The following is an 18,728-nucleotide window of genomic DNA, read 5'->3' on the forward strand; positions in this document are numbered from 1 at the left end:
GAGGACTCCAATGCCCCGTTTTGCCGCCAATCTCTCGATGATGTTCACCGAGGTGCCGTTCCTCGACCGCTTCGATGTCGCAGCCCAAGCCGGCTTCACCGCCGTCGAGTTTCTCTTTCCCTACGAGCATCCGGCCGAAGCGGTCGGCGAGCGGCTCAAGCGCAATGGCCTGACGCAGGCGCTGTTCAACCTGCCGCCGGGCGACTGGAATGCCGGCGAGAAGGGTTTTGCCGCACTCCCCTCGCGCTTCGCCGAACTCAAGCAAAGCCTGGAGACCGCGCTGCCTTACGCCAAGGCGACCGGCGTCAAGCGGCTGCATTTGATGGCCGGCATCGCCAACCGTGGCGAGCGCGTTGCCATCGAGGCGTTCTACAAATCGGTGGCGTGGGCCCGCCGAGTTCTTTGCGCCGCACGGAATCGACATCGTGCTCGAGCCGATCAATGCGCGCAATGTGCCCGGCTACTTCCTCAATGATTTCGGTTTCACGCGCGACCTGATCGACGAGTTGAGGATTTCGAACCTGAAACTCCAGTTCGATATCTATCACTGCCAGATCATCCATGGCGACGTCACGATGCGGCTGCGCGAGATGATGCCGATCATCGGTCACATCCAGATCGCCAGCATCCCCTCGCGCAACGAGCCTGACGGCGAGGAGCTGAACTATCCGTTCCTGTTCACCGAACTCGACCGGCTCGGCTACACCGGCTTCGTCGGCTGTGAATATAATCCGCGCGGCAAGACCACGGACGGTCTTGCCTGGTTCCAGCCCTATGCCGGAGTGAAGCCGTGACACTTGCACTGGGCTGCATCGCCGACGACTACACCGGCGCCTCCGACCTTGCCAACACGCTGACACGCGCGGGCTTGCGCACCGTCCAGACCATCGGCGTTCCCGCGGACGATCTCGCGCTGCCCGAGGTGGACGCCGTCGTGGTGTCCTTGAAGAGCCGCTCGATCGAAGCCGGTCTTGCCGTATCGCGCTCGCGCGCGGCGGAGACATGGCTGCGCAGCCGCGGCGCGAGCCATGTGCTGTTCAAGATCTGCTCTACTTTCGATTCCACGGATGCCGGCAATATCGGCCCGGTGATGGACGCGCTGCGCGCTGATGGCGGCGAGTCGGTGGTGCTGGCGACGCCGGCGTTTCCGGAAACCGGCCGCACCGTTTACCAGGGCAATCTGTTCGTCGGCGCCGTGCCGCTGAACGAGAGCCCGCTGAAGGACCATCCGCTCAACCCGATGCACGATTCCAACCTGGTGCGCGTTCTGGCGCGTCAGAGCGGGACGCAGATCGGCCTCGTCGACCTCGCCACGGTCACCCGCGGCGCAGATGCCGTGCGGGCGCGGCTGGCCGAACTCGCCGGCAAGGGCGTTGGCGCGGCGATCATCGACGCCGTCTTCGACCGCGACCTCGAGGCCATCGGCCTCGTCGCTGCCGAACACCGGCTGTCGGTCGGTGCCTCCGGCCTCGGCCTTGGGCTGGCGCGGGCGCTGGTCTCGACAGGCAAAGTCAAATCGGCGGCGGCCAGCAGCGCCGCGGGCGCCGCGGTCGGCGGCCCCGCGGCATGCCTCGCCGGAAGCTGCTCGCAGGCGACGCTTCAGCAGATCGCGAATGCCCAGCGTGTCATGCCGGTGCTGCATCTCGATCCGGACCGTATTACTACGGGCAAGGACGAGGCGCAGCGCGCGCTGGCCTGGGCGAAGCCGCGACTCGCCGACGGTCCGATCCTGATCGCATCGAGCTCGACGCCGGATCAGGTCGCGGCGCTCCAGGCACGCCACGGCCGCGACGCGGCCGGTCACGCCATCGAGCAGGCCATGGCCGATATCGCCGAGGGGCTGGTGCATGCCGGCGTCAAGCGCCTGGTCGTTGCCGGCGGGGAGACATCGGGGCGCCGTGGTCGACCGGCTAAAGATTCCTGGATTTCTCGTCGGAGTAGAGATCGCGGCGGGCGTCCCGGTGCTGCGCGCGGTCGGTGCTGAAAAAGGCGACATGTTGCTTGCTTTGAAGTCCGGAAATTTCGGCGGCGCGGCGTTTTTCACGGACGCGCTTGGGCTCATGCGCTGAGCGCAGGGCATTTTTAGCGTCATCTTCACTTGTTTCGGGCTTCCGTACTCGTACGGAGTCGTAATTAACGTCTGCTCAGGTGCTCTGGTGTTGGATGTCGGTGCTGCTCCCTTTGGTTGATTCGTAGAACTTCCGGACGCGCCGCCGCGCCAGCACAAAGAGACCCGATTATGCTCGCCACCATTTCCATCCGCGCCAAGATCATCAGTGTCGTGGCGCTCCTGCTGGTCGCAATGACCGGCATGGGTCTGCTCGCCGTCATGAAGATGCGGTCGATGAACGCCAATACGGTCGACATCACCACGAGCTGGCTGCCGAGCGTGCGGGGGTGCTCGGCGATCTGCGCGCCGGCGTGATCACCTACCGCAACGTGATCCGCGAGCACATGCTGTCGGAGACTCTCGAAGAGAAGCTCGCGTCGGAGAAGACGCTGGCGACGGTGGTCGAGGCCAACACCAAGTTCCGTCAGGTCTACGAGCCCATGATTACCTCGCCTGAAGAGCGGGCGATGTACAGCGAGTGGTCCAAGCTGTGGGACGAGTACAAGAAGGGCACCCAGGAAATCATGGTGCTCTCACGCAAGGAGGCCGGCAAGGTCCCGCACGAGGCGCATGAGCTGAACACCAAGACCGTCAACAAGATTGGACTGCAAGCCGATGAGGTCTTGCGCAAGGACATCGAACTCAACACCAAGGGCGGCGACCAGGCCGCCCAGGATGCCGCCAACAGCTATTCCTTTGCTTTCATGCTGGTCTCGATCATTCTAGGCGCTGCGGTCGTCATCGGCACCGGCGTCGGCTTCTATCTCGTCCATGACGTATCGAGCGGCATCAACTCGATCACCGAGCCGATGCAGGCGCTTGGCAAGGGCGAGCTTTCCGCCGAAGTCCCGCATCGCGGCGAGAAGACGGAGATCGGTGCCATGGCCGACGTGCTCCAGATCTTCAAGGAAGCGCTGATCGCCAAGAAGTCCGCCGGCGAGGCCGCGGCCGCCGATGCCGAAGCCAAGATCGAGCGGGGCCGCCGCGTCGACAACGTCACCCGCGAATTCGAAACCATGATCGGCGAGATCGTGCAGACCGTGTCGTCGGCCTCGACCCAGCTCGAAGCCTCGGCCTCGACGCTGACCTCGACCGCCGACCGCTCGCAGCGGCTGGCGACCACGGTTGCCGCGGCTTCGGAAGAAGCCTCGACCAACGTGCAGTCGGTGGCCTCGGCGACCGAGGAGATGGCTTCATCGGTGGGCGAGATCAGCCGTCAGGTGCAGGAATCGGCGCGGATGGCGGGCGATGCCGTCGGCCAGGCCCGCGCCACCACCGAGCGCGTCAGCGAGCTCTCAAAGGCTGCCTCGCGCATTGGCGACGTCGTCGAGCTGATCAACACCATCGCCGGCCAGACCAACCTGCTGGCGCTGAACGCGACCATCGAAGCCGCACGTGCCGGCGAAGCCGGCCGCGGCTTCGCAGTCGTCGCCTCCGAGGTGAAGGCGCTCGCAGAACAGACCGCGAAGGCGACTGGCGAGATCGGCCAGCAGATCGCCGGCATCCAGGCGGCGACCAACGACTCGGTCGGCGCCATCAAGGAGATCTCCTCGACCATCGAGCGTTTGTCGGAGATCTCCTCGGCGATTGCGGCCGCGGTGGAAGAGCAGGGCGCTGCGACCCAGGAAATCGCCCGCAACGTCCAGCAGGCCGCCCAGGGCACCCAGCAGGTTTCGTCCAACATCACCGATGTGCAGCGCGGCGCGACCGAAACCGGCTCGGCGTCCTCGCAGGTGCTGTCGGCAGCGCAGATGCTGTCCAACGACTCGGGCCGGCTCAAGACCGAGGTCAGCAAGTTCCTGACCAACGTTCGCGCGGCGTAGGCCGGGCAGGCACGGAATTCCTGAAAGCGGCGTCTTCGGGCGCCGCTTTTTTGCGCGCAGGAAAGCGGCTTCTGTCACCTTTCGGGGCGCGAGCCGCATATCTGGAATGCTATTTCGCAGTGCAATAGCGCGGAATTGACCGCACGTGACGCAGCGTCGTTGGCCATTTGGGCGGTCTTCAGGTAAATCAGCCGTGGAACCCGCGGGGGCGGTGTTTCCTGTCCCTGATTTGGAATTGCCTGGCGAATGATTGCTCTGGTTCGTATTGCCCTGAGCCGGCCCTACACGTTTGTCGTGCTCGCGCTCCTGCTTCTGATCATCGGCCCGCTGGCGGCGCTGCGGACGCCGACCGACATCTTTCCGGACATCCGCATCCCCGTGATCGGCGTGGTCTGGCAGTACACCGGCCTGCCGCCCGACCAGATGTCCGGCCGCATCACGACGCCGTTCCAGCGCGCGCTGACCACGACGGTCAACGACATCGAGCACATCACCGCCAACTCCTACAACGGCTTTGGCATCATCAAGATCTTCTTTCAGCCGAACGTCGATATCCGCACCGCCAACGCGCAGGTCACGGCGATCTCGCAGACGCTGATCAAGCAGATGCCGCCGGGCGCGACGCCGCCCTTGATCCTGAACTACTCTGCCTCGACCGTGCCGATCATCCAGGTGGCGCTGTCGGGTGACGGCCTCACCGAGCAGAACCTTGCCGATATCGGCATCAACCAGCTCCGCACGCCGCTGGTCACAGTGCCCGGCGCAGCGATCCCCTATCCGTTCGGCGGCAAGCAGCGCCAGGTCCAGATCGACCTCGACCCGACCGCGCTCCAGGCCCGCGGTCTCTCCGGCCAGGACGTCGCCAATGCGCTTGCAGCCCAGAACCTGATCACGCCGGTCGGCACGCAGAAGATCGGCCAGTTCGAGTACATCATCCAGCTCAACAACTCGCCGCTGAAAATCGACGAGCTCGGCAATCTGCCGATCCGGACCGTCAACGGTGCGATGGTCTATGTGCGCGACGTCGCGACCGTGCGCGACGGCAATCCGCCGCAGACCAACATCGTCCATGTCGACGGCAACCGCTCAGTGCTGATGATGGTGCTGAAGGCGGGCGCGACCTCGACGCTCGACATCATCGCGGGCATCAAGCAGAAGGTGATCGACGTCAAGGATCAGCTGCCAGACGCGCTCAAGATCGGCTTCATCGGCGATCAGTCGGTGTTCGTCCGCGGCGCCATCGAAGGCGTCGCCTTCGAAGGCGTGATCGCGGCGCTGCTCACCAGCGTCATGATCCTGCTGTTCCTCGGCAGCTGGCGCTCGACCGTCATCATCGCGGTCTCGATCCCGCTCTCCGTGCTCGGCGCCATCATCATGCTGTCGGCGATCGGCGAGACGCTGAACATCATGACCCTTGGCGGCCTGGCGCTCGCGGTCGGCATCCTCGTCGACGACGCTACCGTGACCATCGAGAACATCAATTATCATTTGGAGCAGGGCAAGCCGGTCGAGCAGTCGATCCTCGACGGCGCCAACCAGATCGTGACGCCGGCCTTCGTCTCGCTGCTCTGCATCTGCATCGTGTTCGTGCCGATGTTCTTCCTCACCGGCGTGGCGCGCTTCCTGTTCGTGCCGATGGCGGAAGCGGTGATGTTCGCGATGATCTGGTCGTTCCTGCTGTCGCGCACGCTCGTGCCGACCATGGCCAATTATCTGTTGCAGCCACATGTGCATCACGAGGGCGCGCCGCCGAAGTCCCGCAATCCCCTGGTGTGGTTGCAGCGCGGCTTCGAGGCTCGCTTCGAACGCATTCGCGGCGGCTACCACAACTTCCTCGGGCTCGCGCTTGCCCACCGTCCGGTGTTCGTGATCGGCTTCCTCTGCGTGGTCGGCGCGTCCTTCGCGCTGGTGCCGTTCCTCGGGCGCAATTTCTTCCCTGCGGTCGATGCCGGCAACATCCTGATGCACGTCCGCACCCAGGTCGGCACCCGTGTCGAGGAGACCGCCAACCAGCTCGCCGACGTGCAGAAGGCGATCCGCAAGCTGATCCCGAGCGAGATCGAAACGCTGACCGACAACATCGGCATGCCAATCTCCGGCATCAACATGACCTACAACAACACCGGCGTGATCGGCCCGCAGGACGGCGACATCCAGATCAAGCTGAAAGAGGGCCACAAGCCGACCGAGGAACATGTCCGCGTGCTGCGTGAGCAACTGCCGCGGCTGTTCCCCGGCGTCAGCTTCGCCTTCCTGCCCGCCGACATCGTCAGCCAGATTCTGAACTTCGGTGCGCCGGCGCCAATCGACCTCCAGATCCGCGGCGCCAATCTCAGCGCCAACTTTGCCTACGCCAGCACGCTCCTGGCCAAGGTGCGGCGGATTCCCGGCGTCGCGGATGCGCGCATCCAGCAGTCGCCGAACAATCCGACCTTCAACATCGATGTCGATCGCACCCGCGCGCAATATGTCGGCCTGACCGAGCGTGACGTCACCAATAGTCTCGTGGTCAACCTTGCCGGCTCCTCGCAGGTGGCGCCGACCTACTACCTCAATCCGGATAACGGCGTGTCCTATTCGATCGTGATGCAGACGCCGCAATACCAGATGGATTCGCTCAGCGCGCTGCAGACGTTGCCGATCACGGCCGCCGGCAATTCGCAGTCGCCGATCCTGGGCGGCATTGCCGACATCAAGCGTTCGACGTCGAGCGCGGTGGTCTCGCAATACGACATCCAGTCGATGGTGCAGATCTTCGCCACGACCTCGGGCCGTGATCTCGGTGCGGTTGCCGTCGACATCCGGCAGGCGATCGCCGACACCGCAAAGGAGGTGCCGAAAGGTTCTTCCGTGGTGCTGCTCGGCCAGGTGCAGACCATGAACAGCGCCTTCACCGGCCTCTTGTTCGGCCTGCTCGGGGCGATCGTGCTGATCTACTTCCTGATCGTCGTGAACTTCCAGTCCTGGTCCGATCCTTTCGTGATCATCACGGCGCTGCCGGCCGCGCTCGCCGGCATCGTCTGGATGCTGTTCGCGACCGAAACGACGCTGTCGGTGCCGGCGCTGACCGGCGCCATCATGTGCATGGGCGTCGCCACCGCCAACAGCGTGCTCGTGATCTCATTCGCCCGCGAGCGCTACGAGGAGCTTGGCGATCCCATCGCAGCCGCGCTCGAAGCCGGCTTCGTCCGGTTCCGCCCGGTGCTGATGACTGCACTCGCCATGATCATCGGCATGGCGCCGATGGCCTTGGGGCTGGGCGAGGGCGGCGAGCAGAATGCGCCGCTCGGCCGCGCCGTGATCGGCGGCCTGATCTTTGCGACCTTCGCCACCCTGATGTTTGTTCCCGTGGTGTTCAGTATGGTACACAAGAAGCAAGGCGCCAAAGCCGCCGCCTCCCTGGAGACCCCGCATGTCGCCCACTGAACCCCGCTCCCCGGTATCGCACCGGAAACTGGGCATTTTTGGCGTGGTGGCGCTGATTGCGGCAGGCCTCGTGGTCGGCACCGGCATTCGCGCGCGCGAGGAGCAGGGCTCCAAGCTGAAGGAGTGGACCGACGAACAGGCCGTTCCCAGCGTCGCGGTGACGCTACCCAACGCCAAGGCGCTCCACGCCAGCCTCGATCTGCCGGGCCGGTTGGAAGCCTATTCCCGCGCACCGATTTTCGCGCGCGTATCGGGTTACCTGAAGAGCTGGAGCGCCGACATCGGCGCGCGCGTCAGGGCCGGTCAGGTGATCGCCGAGATCGAGGCACCCGACCTCGATCAGCAGCTCTTGCAGGCCCGCGCCGACCTCGCCAGCCAACAGGCCAGCGCCAGGCTGTCGGAGGCGACGCTCAACCGCCGCAAGACGCTGGTCGCTTCCAACTTCGTCTCGGCGCAGGAAATCGACGAGCGCACCGCCGATCTCTCCAACAAGAACGCCGCCGTGCATTCGGGGCAGGCCAACGTCGAGCGGCTCGAGGCGCTCGCAGGCTACAAGAAGATCACCGTGCCATTCGACGGCGTCGTCACCGCGCGCGATACCGACGTCGGAGCGCTGATCAACGCGGGCGGCGGCTCGGGGCCGGCGATGTTCGTGGTTTCCGACATCACCAAGCTGCGCGTCTACGTCAACGTTCCCCAAAACTACGTGCCTGCGATCAAGATGGGCGCCAAGGCCAGCATCGTGCTGCCGGAGTATCCGAACCGGACCTTCCAGGCCACCGTGGAGGCTTCTTCGCAAGCCGTCGACGTCGCCTCGGGCACGACGCGCATGCAGCTTGGTCTCGACAATTCCTCGGGCGAGCTGATGCCCGGCGGCTACGCCAGCGTGAAGCTCAGCCTGCAGCGCGACTCGGCGCCGCTCAGCATTCCCGCCAGCGCGCTGATCTTCAACAGCAGCGGCCTGCGCGTCGCGACTGTCGGTGTCGACGACAAGGTCCTGTTCAAGCCCGTGACCATCGCCCGCGACCTCGGCCGCGAGATCGAACTCGCCTCAGGAATTGCAGCGGATGACCGCGTCATCACCGCACCACCGGATGGCCTGTCCGACGGCGACCTGGTCCGCGTGACCGGCGCCGGCGCCAAGGGCAAGCCGGCGACGGCGTCGGAGAAGCAGGCGCCGAAGGGGTAGGGGGGTCCCGTGCCCCGGCTCTGCGGAGCGGCATTGCATGCCGCACCGCGTCGGGGACACGAGAGCTAGTCTAGGCCGCGCGCCACTCCGGCACGCCATCGACGGCCATCGTGATCTCGCCGAGTGAGCCGACCGGCGTCCTATCCGTGTTCAGGAGATGCGCCAGAGTCGCCGTATCGCTCGCGGGTATCCGCGCCAGCGTGCGCCTGTCATCTTCCGTCCGCAGCATCACCACGCCGTGCTCGACATCGCCGCCACGGCCGTAGAGCACCGTAAAGCTCTCGACCTTGCCCCTGCCTGAGATATCCGTGACGAACTCCGGCACCGCGCGCTTGTTGCTGTCTGCCGCCGCTTGCACGCTGGTCTCCTGCGCCAATGCCTCACGCGGCGGCACCTTCGACACCACCAGCGCATGATGCTTGGTGACGAAGCCGCCCTGGCCGTAAAGCAGGCCGAGCTTTGCGCCGTCGCGCACACGCCGCACCATCGCGCAGGCTGCATGCGTCATGTAGGTGTTGAGCGGCGCGCCGAAGAAGGTGAGGCCGCCGGTCACGGTCGGCTGTACGTCGGGGCCTAAACCCAGCGTCCGCCGCGCCATCTTGGGCACGCACGGGAAGCAGCTGTACAGTTCGATCGCGTCGAACTCTTTGCCGTCGCCGCCGACGAGGTCCATCGCGGCTTTCAGCACCGCATTCTGCGGATGGCTCTCGTAAAACTGGTCGCGCAGGAGATAGTCGCGCGGTTCTTCCGCAGAGGCGCCGCCGAGCGGGTAGACCAGCTTGTCTTCGGCAATGCCGGCCGCGCGAGCCCTGGCGAGGCTGGTGAGCAGCAGCGCACCGCCCATGTTGACGCTGGGGTTGGCAACCATGAGCTTGTTGTAGGGCCACGCGATGAGACGATTGTCCGCCGTCGGCGTCGTGATCTCGTCCGGCGCGTAGCGCCGCTTGAGCCAGGCGTTGGGATTTTGCGCCGCGGCCTCGGAATAGCGCGACCATAGCGTGCCGGACTCTGCCATCGCCTCGCGCGGCGTCTGGCCCCAATGCGCCGAGGAGGCGGTCTCATAGAACGGGTAGACGGTGACGGGGCGGAACACACCGAGCTTCACGGCCAACGGCTTCTGGAACGCCGCGCCGCGCTTCGGCTCCTCGACGTCATGGGCGAACGGCGTCCATGGCAGCTTGGCCCCGGCGCGCTCGGCCTTGGTCGCGGTCGACTGCGCCTCCGCGCCGCAGACCGCGGCCACCGTGCATTCGCCGCGCGCGATGCGCTTTGCTGCCTCGTGGACGTAGCGGATCGGGCTTTCGCCGCCGACCGGGCCGTAATAGCAATGCGCCGGCGTGATGCCGAGTTGTTTCGCCAGCAGCTGCTCCGGATCGCGATAACGCCAGCTCAGGAAGTTGACGACGTCGAGCGATTGCACCTCGCCGAGCAGTTTGGCGCCGGCGTCCTGTTCGGCACGTCGCAGCGCCTGTTCGAGCAGATCAAGCGGCTCGAGGCCGTCGGTGATCTCCTTGGGGCGATCGACGATCTCGCCGATGCCGACGATGACGGGGATGCGGTTTGGGGGGATAGAGGAGTTCGTCATTTCTGTTTGCTTCACGTTTCAGATCTTGGGCACGCCGTCGCCCTTCGAGGCCTTCGCTGCGCTACGGCACCTCAGGATGACGGCTACAGATACCGCGTCATCCTGAGGTGCGAGCCGAGCGGCGCGTACGCCGCCGGGCGAGCCTCGAAGGATGGTCCGCGGGCAATCACTCCGCCACCAGCGCATTCATGTGCTCGACGGCTTCGGCAAACTCTTCCTTGAACTCCTGCACCACGGCGCCTGCGGATTTCACGCTGTCGATGAGGCCGACGCCCTGGCCGACGAAATAGCTGACGAGATCCCGCGCCCTCGCGTTGCCGCTCGCCGCGGCGCGGTCGATCGAGTTGAAGGCGTCGCGGCTGACGATGCTTTGTAGCGGCATCGGCAATGCGCCGGGGCTCTCGGGTGCGCGATCCCAGGCGTCGGTCCAGACCGAGCGGAGTTGTCGGGCCGGCTTTCCCGTACGCCCTTTCGAGCGGATCGCATCGCGCGATGATGCGGCGATCATCTTCTCACGAAAGATTTCCGTGGTTTCGGCCTCGACGGTGGCAAGCCACACCGAGCCGGTCCAGGCGCCGGCCGCACCCATGGCCATGCAGGCCGCCATCTGCCGTCCGGTCATGATGCCGCCGGCGGCCAGCACCGGCACGTCGCGGATCGGCTTGATCGCCTTGATCACCTCCGGCACCAGCACCATGGTGGAGACCTCGCCGCAATGGCCGCCCGCTTCGGTGCCCTGGACCACGAGGATATCGACGCCGGCCGCGACCTGTCGTAGCGCATGCTCCTTGGCGCCGACCAGAGCGGCAACCGGCACGCCGTGCTTCCTGCCCATCTCGATCATGGCCTTCGGCGGCACGCCCAGGGCATTGGCGATCAGGCGAATCGGGTGGTTGAACGAGACCTCCAGCAGCTCCAACGCGGTCCTGGCATCGAATGGCTGCGGCTGGTCGTCAGCCACCTCAGTGGTCGTGAGTTCGATGCCGTATTTCTTCAGGAGATCGCGCGTGTAGTTGCGATGCTCCTGCGGCACGCGTGCTTCAAGGCTCTTCCAGGTGACGTCCTTCTCACCCGCGGTCGAAATGTTTTCCGGGATCAGCACGTCGACACCGTAAGGCTTGCCCTCAACGTGGTCGTCGATCCATTTCAGCTCGCGTTCGAGGGTATCAGGCGTGTGCACGGTCGCACCTAACACGCCAAAGCCGCCGGCGCGGCTGACGGCGGCGACGACATCGCGGCAATGGCTGAAGGCGAGCAGCGGGAACTCGATGCCCAGCATATCGCAGATCGGCGATTTCATCGTTCCCTCCCGGCGGCCTCGCGTTGCTGTTGTTGCATTCTGCAGCGAAGACCACTCGACGCTAGCCCATCGTCGTCCGCGATGCCACGCCGGATTCGGCCACGCATCTTGCGCGCAGGCGCCGCGCGGCAGACGAGCCATTCCGCTGTACAAAATAAGCAGATCAGAGCCGGCCGATTTGCCTCTTGCGCTTTCGGATGCGCGAGCGAATGCTGGCCCACAACAACAGAAAAGGGAGCGCCAGTCGATGTCGCCAGCGCAAGCGAATCCGTCTCCGACCACGGAATCCTACGACGTGATCGTCGTCGGCGCGGGCTTCGCCGGCATGTACATGCTGCACCGCTTGCGCGGGCTCGGTTTCTCGGCGCGAGTCTACGAGCAGGGCGGCGGCGTCGGCGGCACCTGGTACTGGAATCGCTATCCCGGTGCGCGTTGCGACGTCGAGAGCATGCAATATTCCTATTCGTTCTCGGAAGAACTCCAGCAGGAATGGGACTGGAGCGAGCGCTACGCATCGCAGCCGGAGATTTTGAAATACGTCGACCACGTCGCTGACCGGTTTGATCTGCGCCGGGACATCCAGTTCAACACCAACGTCGAGCGCGCGATGTTCGACGAACATGCGAGGTGCTGGGCGGTGACGACGTCCGACGGCAAAACGGTTCAGGCGCAATTCGTCGTGCTCGCGACCGGCTGTCTCTCGAATGCGCGCAAGCCCGACATCAAGGGTCTCGATAACTTCAAAGGTCCCGTCTATCACACCGGCAATTGGCCGCACGAAGACGTTGATTTCACCGGCTTGCGCGTCGGCCTGATCGGAACGGGATCGTCAGGCATTCAGTCGGCGCCCGTCATCGCCGAACAGGCAAAACATCTGACAGTGTTTCAGCGCACTGCGAATTTTTCCATTCCCGCCCGCAATGCCGCGTTGACCGACCAGGAGCGCAACACGTTCCGCAAGAATTATCCCGAGATCCGCCGCTTCGCCCGCGAAGTCGCGCGCAACGGTATTTTCGCCGAGCAGCCCGACCGCGGCGCGCTCGATGATAGCGACGATGTCAGGCGCGAAAAATACGCGGCGCGCTGGGAGCGCGGTGGTCTCACCTTCATGTATGCCTACAACAATCTCGGCCTCGCGCTGTCGGCGAACGACACCGCCGCGAATTTCGTCCGCGGCAAGATCGGCGAGATCGTGACGGATCCCGAGACGGCAAGGCTGCTGCAGCCGGACAGCCATCCAATCGGCACCAAGCGCATCTGCATCGACACCGATTATTTCGCGACCTTCAACCGGCCGAACGTCTCGCTGGTCGATATCAAGAGCAACCCGATCCAGGAGATCACGGTGAATGCCGTCCGTGTCGGAGGCGAGGACCACGAGGTCGACGCGCTCGTGCTCGCGACCGGCTTCGACGCCATGACCGGATCGGTCGCGAAGATCGACATCCGAGGTCCGGGCGGACAGACGCTGAACCGGAAATGGGCGGAAGGCCCCAAGACCTATCTCGGGTTGATGAGCGCCGGCTTTCCGAACCTCTTCATCATCACCGGCCCCGGCAGCCCCTCGGTGCTCTCGAACATGATCGTGTCGATCGAGCAGCATGCCGACTGGATCGCGGACAGCCTCGTCCACATGCGCAAGCAGGGCCTTGCCACGATGGAGGCGGATGGGGAAGCCGAGGACAAATGGGTCGCCCATGTCAACGAGGTCGCCCATGGCACGCTCTATCCGCAGGCCAATTCCTGGTACATGGGTGCCAACATCCCCGGCAAGCCGCGCATTTTCATGCCCTATATCGGCGGCGTCGGCGTCTACCGTCGGATCTGCGACGAGGTCGCGGCGAAGGGATATGAGGGGTTCGTGATGGAAGCCGAAGCCCGGCCGCGCAGGCTGGTGACGGGCTAGGCTGCATGCGGCCGGACTGAGGTCCGCGCCGGGCGCAGACCGGGCAGGCTTGTCATTCGCCATTTGCGCGCTAATTAATGCAGACGCATCTTCCCGCCGGAGAGCTTTGCATGACTGACGCCCCCGCCTACGTGCCGCCCAAGGTCTGGACCTGGAACAAGGAGAACGGCGGGCAGTTCGCCAGCATCAACCGCCCGATCGCCGGTCCCACGCATGACAAGGAGCTGCCGGTCGGCCGCCACCCCTTCCAGCTCTATTCGCTGGCGACGCCGAACGGCGTCAAGGTCACCGTGATGCTGGAGGAGCTTCTGGCGCTCGGCCACAAGGGCGCGGAATACGACGCCTGGCTGATCAAGATCGGCAATGGTGACCAGTTCGGCAGCGGCTTTGTCGACATCAATCCGAATTCCAAAATCCCGGCGCTGATGGACCGCTCAGGCCCGGAGCCGATCCGGGTGTTCGAGTCCGGCTCGATCCTGCTTTATCTCGCGGAGAAGTTCGGCGCCTTCCTGCCGAAGGACATCAAGAGCCGTACCGAAGCGATGTCGTGGCTGTTCTGGCAGATGGGCAGCGCGCCCTATCTCGGCGGTGGCTTCGGCCACTTTTACGCCTACGCGCCGACCAAGATCGAATATGCCATCGACCGTTTTGCGATGGAGACCAAGCGCCAGCTCGACGTGCTCGACCGCCGGCTCGCCGACAATGAATATCTCGCCGGCAGCGAATACACCATCGCCGACATGGCGGTGTGGCCCTGGTATGGCGCGCTCGCCAAGGGGCTGGTCTATGGCGCGGGCGAATTCCTGTCCGTGCAGGACTACAAGCACGTGCAGCGCTGGACCGACCAGATCGCCAAGCGCCCGGCCGTCAAGCGCGGCCGCATGGTCAACCGCGTCTCCGGCGATCCCGCCAGCCAGCTCCACGAGCGGCATGATGCCGGCGATTTTGAGACCAAGACGCAGGACAAGATCGGCGAGGCGGCCGCGTCGTAGGTGGTCTTGCTTCAACTCGCCCCGCTTGCGGCCGCAAGCGAGGAGAGGTCGGAATTCAATCTCGCTTGAATTCCGGGTGAGGGGGGACTCTCCGCGAATCCAACTGTCACCGTCCTTGCGGAGAATCCCCTCATCCCAACCTTCTCCCCGCAGGCGGGGAGAAGGGGAAGAAAGTTCACGCCATGCTCAGCTCGTGGCGTCCCACCACCATCCAGTGCACCTCGTCCGGACCGTCGGCGAAGCGGAGATGGCGGACGTCCTGGTACATTTCGGCGAGCGGGGTCCAGTGCGAGATGCCGGTGGCGCCGTGCATCTGGATCGACTGGTCGATGATCTTGCAGGCTCGCTCCGGCACCATGGCCTTGACCATGGAGACCCAGACGCGGGCTTCCTTGTTGCCGAGCACATCCATGGCCTTGGCGGCCTTCAAGACCATCAGCCGCATCGCCTCGATCTCGCAGCGCGCCTGCGCGATGATCTGCATGTTGCCGCCGAGATGGGCGATCTTCTTGCCGAAGGCTTCGCGGGTGAGGCCACGCTGCACCATCAAATCGAGCGCCTTCTCGGCCTTGCCGATGGTGCGCATGCAGTGATGGATGCGGCCCGGGCCGAGCCGAAGCTGCGAGATCTCGAAGCCGCGGCCTTCGCCGAGCAGAATGTTTTCCTTGGGCACGCGCACGTTGTTGAAGCGCATGTGCATGTGGCCGCGCGGCGCGTGGTCCTGGCCGAACACGTACATGGGGCCGAGCACTTCGACGCCGGGGGTGTCGCGCGGCACCAGGATCTGCGACTGCTGCTTGCTCGGCGCCGCATCCGGATTGGTCTTCACCATCACGATGAGGATCTTGCAGCGAGGATCGCCGACACCGGAGATGTAATACTTCTCGCCGTTGATCACCCACTCGTCGCCGACGAGCTTTGCGTTCGTCGAGATGTTCTTGGCGTCGGAGGAGGCGACGTTCGGCTCGGTCATGACATAGGCCGAGCGGATATCGCCGTTCATCAACGGCTTCAGCCACTTCTCCTTCTGCTCCTTGGTGCCGACGCGCTCCAGCACCTCCATGTTGCCGGTGTCCGGCGCCGAGCAGTTCATGCTCTCCGAGGCCAGCGGGCTCTTGCCGAGCTCGGATGCAATGTAGGCGTAGTCGAGATTCTTCAGGCCCTGGCCGGTGTCGTCGTCGGGCAGGAAGAAGTTCCAGAGGCCTTCCTGCTTGGCCTTGTTCTTGGCTTTCTCCAGCACCTCGAGCTGCTTCGGCGTAAAGCTCCAGCGATCCTCTTTGCCTTCGCCGGCCTTGGCGAATTCGATCGACATCGGCTCGACGGTTTCGCGGATGAACTTCCTGACGTGATCATAGAGCGGCCGGACCTGGTCCGACATCCGGAGGTCGTTGAGCTCGTCGCCGGGGTTGAGGGTGTAATTGGTGGTGCGGGGAATATAGGCGTGTTTTGTCATTGTTCCTCCCGGACTCGCTGAGATCGTGCTGGAGCAGAGAATAGTCGCAGCGTCGCCAAAGTGCGAGCGCGCATTTTCCAACGCGAGCCATGCCACGCGATGGAATATCGCAATAGCTTTTCAAACACTGTTTGAGCGAGATCGGCATCGCGACGGCGACAGTCGGATGACCCGTCTGCTCGCAGATCTCCAGCAGGCATCTTGCGATCTGAACATGTGGGTCGGTTAACGGGTCGCGCCGCCGCAGCTCCTCTAGCGGATTCCGTACTGATTCCGCCTGTTCCCGGTGGCTATTGGGGCTTTTGCGCGCCGCTGTAACCGGCTAACCTCCGGCTCGCGCTGAGGGAGAGAGTACATGAGTTCTTCCGTTATACGCGAAGTGCAGTTTCCAAAGCAGCCGGCGCTGCAGTTGATCTACGATACGGCGCCGATCGGGCTTGCATATCTTTCGCCGGACTGCCGCTATTTGCAGATCAACCAGCGCCTCACCGAGATCTGCGGTATCTCGGTCGAAGGCCATCTCGGGCACACGGTGCGGGATTGCGTGCCCGGGCTCGCATCCGCCGTCGAGGGCATCGTTCGCTCCATCATGGAAACCGGCGAGCCGGTCACCGGCATCGAGGTTTACGGCCAGCGTCCCGGCTATAATGACGAACGCTGCTGGATCACCTATTGGCATCCGCAACGCGGCCCGAACGGTAACATTGTCGGCGTCAATGTCGCGGCAGAGGAGATCACCGAACGCAAGCGCAGCGAGCGAGAGATTCGCGGCGCGCGCGACGCGGCGGAGGCGGCGTTGCAACGCCTGAAAGAGGCTCAGGATTCGCTGGTCGAGGCGGAGAAGCTCGCAGCTCTCGGACGGTTGGTGGCTGGCGTGGCACACGAGATCAACAGTCCCGTCGGTACCAGCCTGACCGTCACCTCGGCGCTGGAGCGCAAGACGACAAAGTTTGCGGCGGAAGTCGCACGGGGCGGGCTGAAGCGATCGAGCCTGAATGAGTTCGTCGCGGTTGTTCAGACCGCATCACTGCATCTGGCCGACAATCTCGCGCGCGCCGCGGAATTGATCCAGGCATTCAAGCAGGTCGCTGTCGATCAAGGCTATCTTGAACGCCGCAGCTTCGATCCGGGCGAGCTGACGCGACAGGTTGTCGTGAGCCTACAGCAGGAATTGCGGAAGAACGCTTTGGCGCTCAATGTCGAATGCCAGCCCGATCTGGCAATGAACAGTTATCCCGGTCAATTCGCACAGGTAGTGACCAACCTGATTAAGAACGCGATGGTGCACGCGTTTCCGCATGGCAAGAGCGGTAGCATCAACATCGAGATTTGCGCGTGCGGCCGGGATGAAATTGAGATTGTCGTTTCTGATGATGGCTGCGGCATGAGCGCGGATCTGCGCCGGCAGGCGTTCAATCCGTTCTTCACGACGCGTCGCAGTCAAGGCTGCATCGGTCTCGGCCTGCACATCGTTCATAACATCGTCGTCAGTCGGCTGGGCGGGCGTATCAATCTCGAAAGCGAGCCAGACGAGGGGACACGAATTGGCGTGATCGTGCCGCGAGTTGCGCCCGTGCCACGCGATGCCTAGCGCGCCGGACACAGGCGAACGGAAGCGACGCCGTCCTTCGGATGGCTATCCTGGCTACGGCGACGCAGTGAGTGCTCCGCTCACACCATCCGATGCATCGCGCAGATCTTGTTGCCGTCGAGGTCGCGCAAATACGCAATATAGAGGTTGACGCCCGGGCCTTGTCGGACGCCGGGTGGATCTTCGCAAGGGATGCCGCCAGCGGCGACACCGGCGGCATGCCAGGCGTCGACCTGTTCCGGCGAATGGCAGGCGAAGCCGATGGTGCCGCCATTCGCGCAAGTCGCCGCCTCGCCGTTGATCGGCTTCGTGACCGAGAACACGCCGGTCTTGGTGATGTAGAAGATGCGATGGCCGTCAACCCTGGCCGGCCGCACCTCGAGCGTGCTCAGCAAATTGTCGTAGAACGCCTTGGCCTTGTCGAGGTCGTTGGTGCCGATCATCACGTGGGAAAACATTTGCCCTGTCCCCTTTTGCGCTTACGAAATCAGACATTGTAGGGTTGGCAAAGCGCAGCGTGCCCACCACGACAAAAACTCAAAACGCTGTATAGCCGCCGTCGATCACGAATGTATCCGCGGTGTGATAGGACGAGGCCTTGCTCATCAGATACACTGCGATGCCGCCGAAATCGCTGGCCTCGCCGAAGCGCCGCACCGGAATGCGCGGCATCACGTTGGCGACGAATTTTTCGTTGGCCATGATGCCGGCGGTCATGTCGCTCTTGATCCAGCCGGGCAGGATTGCATTCGCGGTGACGCCGTGGCGTGCCAGCTCGACGCCGAGCGCGCGCACCAGCGCGTTGATCGCGGCCTTGGTCGCCGCGTAATGCTCGTTACGCGCGGTGCCGAAGATCGAGGCCAGGCTCGAGGTCGCGACCAGCCGGCCAAAGGGATCGCCGGCCTCGGCGCGCTGGGTCATGTGTCTTGCGGCAGCCTGGAACGCGTGGAAGACGCCGTCGAGATTGGTCGCAAACATCGTGCGCCATTCCTCCTCGGTGCGCTCGATGAAGGAGCGCCGGCCGCCGCCGCCGATGCCGGCATTGGCGAAGCAGCCGTCGACCCGGCCGAAAATGTCGAGCGTGGCCTTCATCGCGGCATTGACCGAGGCCGGGTCAGTGACGTCGCAGACCCGCGCGTCGACCTTGCCGGGCAGATCCGCAAGGCTCGCGGCAGCGCTTCTGTTCTTGTCGGGATTACGGCCCCAGATCGAGACGTTGCAGCCCTGGCCGGCGAGCGCCTGTGCGATGCCGAGTCCGATACCGCCATTGCCGCCGGTGATCACGGCCACGCGGCCCGAGAGGTCGAAAAGGTCCATGGCGCGTTTCCTGTTTTTGGCAAGTCTTCTCGGCAT

The 18,728-nt window shown here is 64.3% G+C and carries 10 protein-coding genes and 3 pseudogenes; 8 read left to right on the top strand and 5 right to left on the bottom strand.

The features are described from left to right. The first annotated feature begins 10 nt into the window (after positions 1-10). From otnI to ACVWYI_RS14125, 5 genes and pseudogenes are all read left to right on the top strand, one after another. Positions 11-794, top strand: a pseudogene (gene otnI / locus ACVWYI_RS14105) (2-oxo-tetronate isomerase). Then, positions 791-2,069: pseudogene (otnK, locus tag ACVWYI_RS14110) on the top strand (3-oxo-tetronate kinase). The pseudogenes otnI and otnK overlap by 4 nt, the downstream one beginning before the upstream one ends. A 170-nt stretch (positions 2,070-2,239) precedes the next feature. Further along, positions 2,240-3,933 (top strand): annotated as a pseudogene (locus ACVWYI_RS14115) (methyl-accepting chemotaxis protein). 246 nt (positions 3,934-4,179) lie between these two features. Beyond that, positions 4,180-7,359, top strand: a complete 3,180-nt coding sequence (locus tag ACVWYI_RS14120) for an efflux RND transporter permease subunit (RefSeq protein ID WP_456662359.1) — start codon at positions 4,180-4,182, stop codon at positions 7,357-7,359. Further along, on the top strand, positions 7,346-8,548 hold the full coding sequence (locus ACVWYI_RS14125) for an efflux RND transporter periplasmic adaptor subunit (protein WP_456662360.1): 1,203 nt from the start codon (positions 7,346-7,348) through the stop codon (positions 8,546-8,548). Before ACVWYI_RS14120 ends, ACVWYI_RS14125 begins: the two co-directional genes overlap by 14 nt. A gap of 70 nt (positions 8,549-8,618) precedes the next feature. Here ACVWYI_RS14125 and ACVWYI_RS14130 read toward each other — a convergent pair whose 3' ends face one another. After that, positions 8,619-10,133, bottom strand: a complete 1,515-nt coding sequence (locus ACVWYI_RS14130; RefSeq protein WP_456662361.1) for an acetyl-CoA acetyltransferase — start codon at positions 10,131-10,133, stop codon at positions 8,619-8,621. A 166-nt stretch (positions 10,134-10,299) separates the two neighbouring features. Next, a complete protein-coding gene (locus ACVWYI_RS14135; protein ID WP_456662362.1) occupies positions 10,300-11,433 on the bottom strand; it encodes a nitronate monooxygenase in 1,134 nt (377 codons plus the stop codon). A 247-nt stretch (positions 11,434-11,680) separates the two neighbouring features. On the opposite strand from ACVWYI_RS14135, the gene ACVWYI_RS14140 reads away from it, so the two are divergent. Together ACVWYI_RS14140 and yghU are read left to right on the top strand one after the other, a co-directional pair. After that, positions 11,681-13,339 (top strand): flavin-containing monooxygenase, encoded by a 1,659-nt coding sequence (locus ACVWYI_RS14140; RefSeq protein ID WP_456662363.1) that lies wholly within the window; start codon positions 11,681-11,683, stop codon positions 13,337-13,339. Between the two features lie 110 nt (positions 13,340-13,449). Beyond that, entirely contained in the window at positions 13,450-14,331 is an 882-nt protein-coding gene (gene yghU / locus ACVWYI_RS14145; RefSeq protein WP_456662364.1) for a glutathione-dependent disulfide-bond oxidoreductase, read from the top strand. A gap of 175 nt (positions 14,332-14,506) precedes the next feature. Here the strand turns inward: yghU and ACVWYI_RS14150 are convergent, their stop codons facing one another. Further along, positions 14,507-15,784: an acyl-CoA dehydrogenase family protein gene (locus tag ACVWYI_RS14150; protein WP_456662365.1), complete on the bottom strand. Its 1,278-nt coding sequence runs from the start codon at positions 15,782-15,784 to the stop codon at positions 14,507-14,509. Positions 15,785-16,193: 409 nt separating this feature from the next. On the opposite strand from ACVWYI_RS14150, the gene ACVWYI_RS14155 reads away from it, so the two are divergent. Further along, a complete protein-coding gene (locus ACVWYI_RS14155) occupies positions 16,194-17,375 on the top strand; it encodes a sensor histidine kinase (RefSeq protein WP_354053044.1) in 1,182 nt (393 codons plus the stop codon). 80 nt (positions 17,376-17,455) lie between these two features. On the opposite strand, the gene ACVWYI_RS14160 is transcribed toward ACVWYI_RS14155, so the two are convergent. Further along, entirely contained in the window at positions 17,456-17,833 is a 378-nt protein-coding gene (locus ACVWYI_RS14160) for a VOC family protein (RefSeq protein WP_354053045.1), read from the bottom strand. A gap of 79 nt (positions 17,834-17,912) precedes the next feature. Then, positions 17,913-18,692, bottom strand: a complete 780-nt coding sequence (locus ACVWYI_RS14165; protein WP_247349776.1) for an SDR family NAD(P)-dependent oxidoreductase — start codon at positions 18,690-18,692, stop codon at positions 17,913-17,915. Positions 18,693-18,728: the final 36 nt, after the last annotated feature.

The organism is Bradyrhizobium sp. LB13.1, from assembly GCF_054056815.1.

Excerpts from the sequence above, each read along its gene's own strand:
- ACVWYI_RS14120 (WP_456662359.1), top strand. The coding sequence starts at position 4,180 with ATGATTGCTCTGGTTCGTATTGCCCTGAGCCGGCCCTACACGTTTGTC.
- ACVWYI_RS14125 (WP_456662360.1), top strand. The coding sequence starts at position 7,346 with ATGTCGCCCACTGAACCCCGCTCCCCGGTATCGCACCGGAAACTGGGC.
- ACVWYI_RS14130 (WP_456662361.1), bottom strand. The coding sequence starts at position 10,133 with ATGACGAACTCCTCTATCCCCCCAAACCGCATCCCCGTCATCGTCGGC.
- ACVWYI_RS14135 (WP_456662362.1), bottom strand. The coding sequence starts at position 11,433 with ATGAAATCGCCGATCTGCGATATGCTGGGCATCGAGTTCCCGCTGCTC.
- ACVWYI_RS14140 (WP_456662363.1), top strand. The coding sequence starts at position 11,681 with ATGTCGCCAGCGCAAGCGAATCCGTCTCCGACCACGGAATCCTACGAC.
- yghU (WP_456662364.1), top strand. The coding sequence starts at position 13,450 with ATGACTGACGCCCCCGCCTACGTGCCGCCCAAGGTCTGGACCTGGAAC.
- ACVWYI_RS14150 (WP_456662365.1), bottom strand. The coding sequence starts at position 15,784 with ATGACAAAACACGCCTATATTCCCCGCACCACCAATTACACCCTCAAC.
- ACVWYI_RS14160 (WP_354053045.1), bottom strand. The coding sequence starts at position 17,833 with ATGTTTTCCCACGTGATGATCGGCACCAACGACCTCGACAAGGCCAAG.
- ACVWYI_RS14165 (WP_247349776.1), bottom strand. The coding sequence starts at position 18,692 with ATGGACCTTTTCGACCTCTCGGGCCGCGTGGCCGTGATCACCGGCGGC.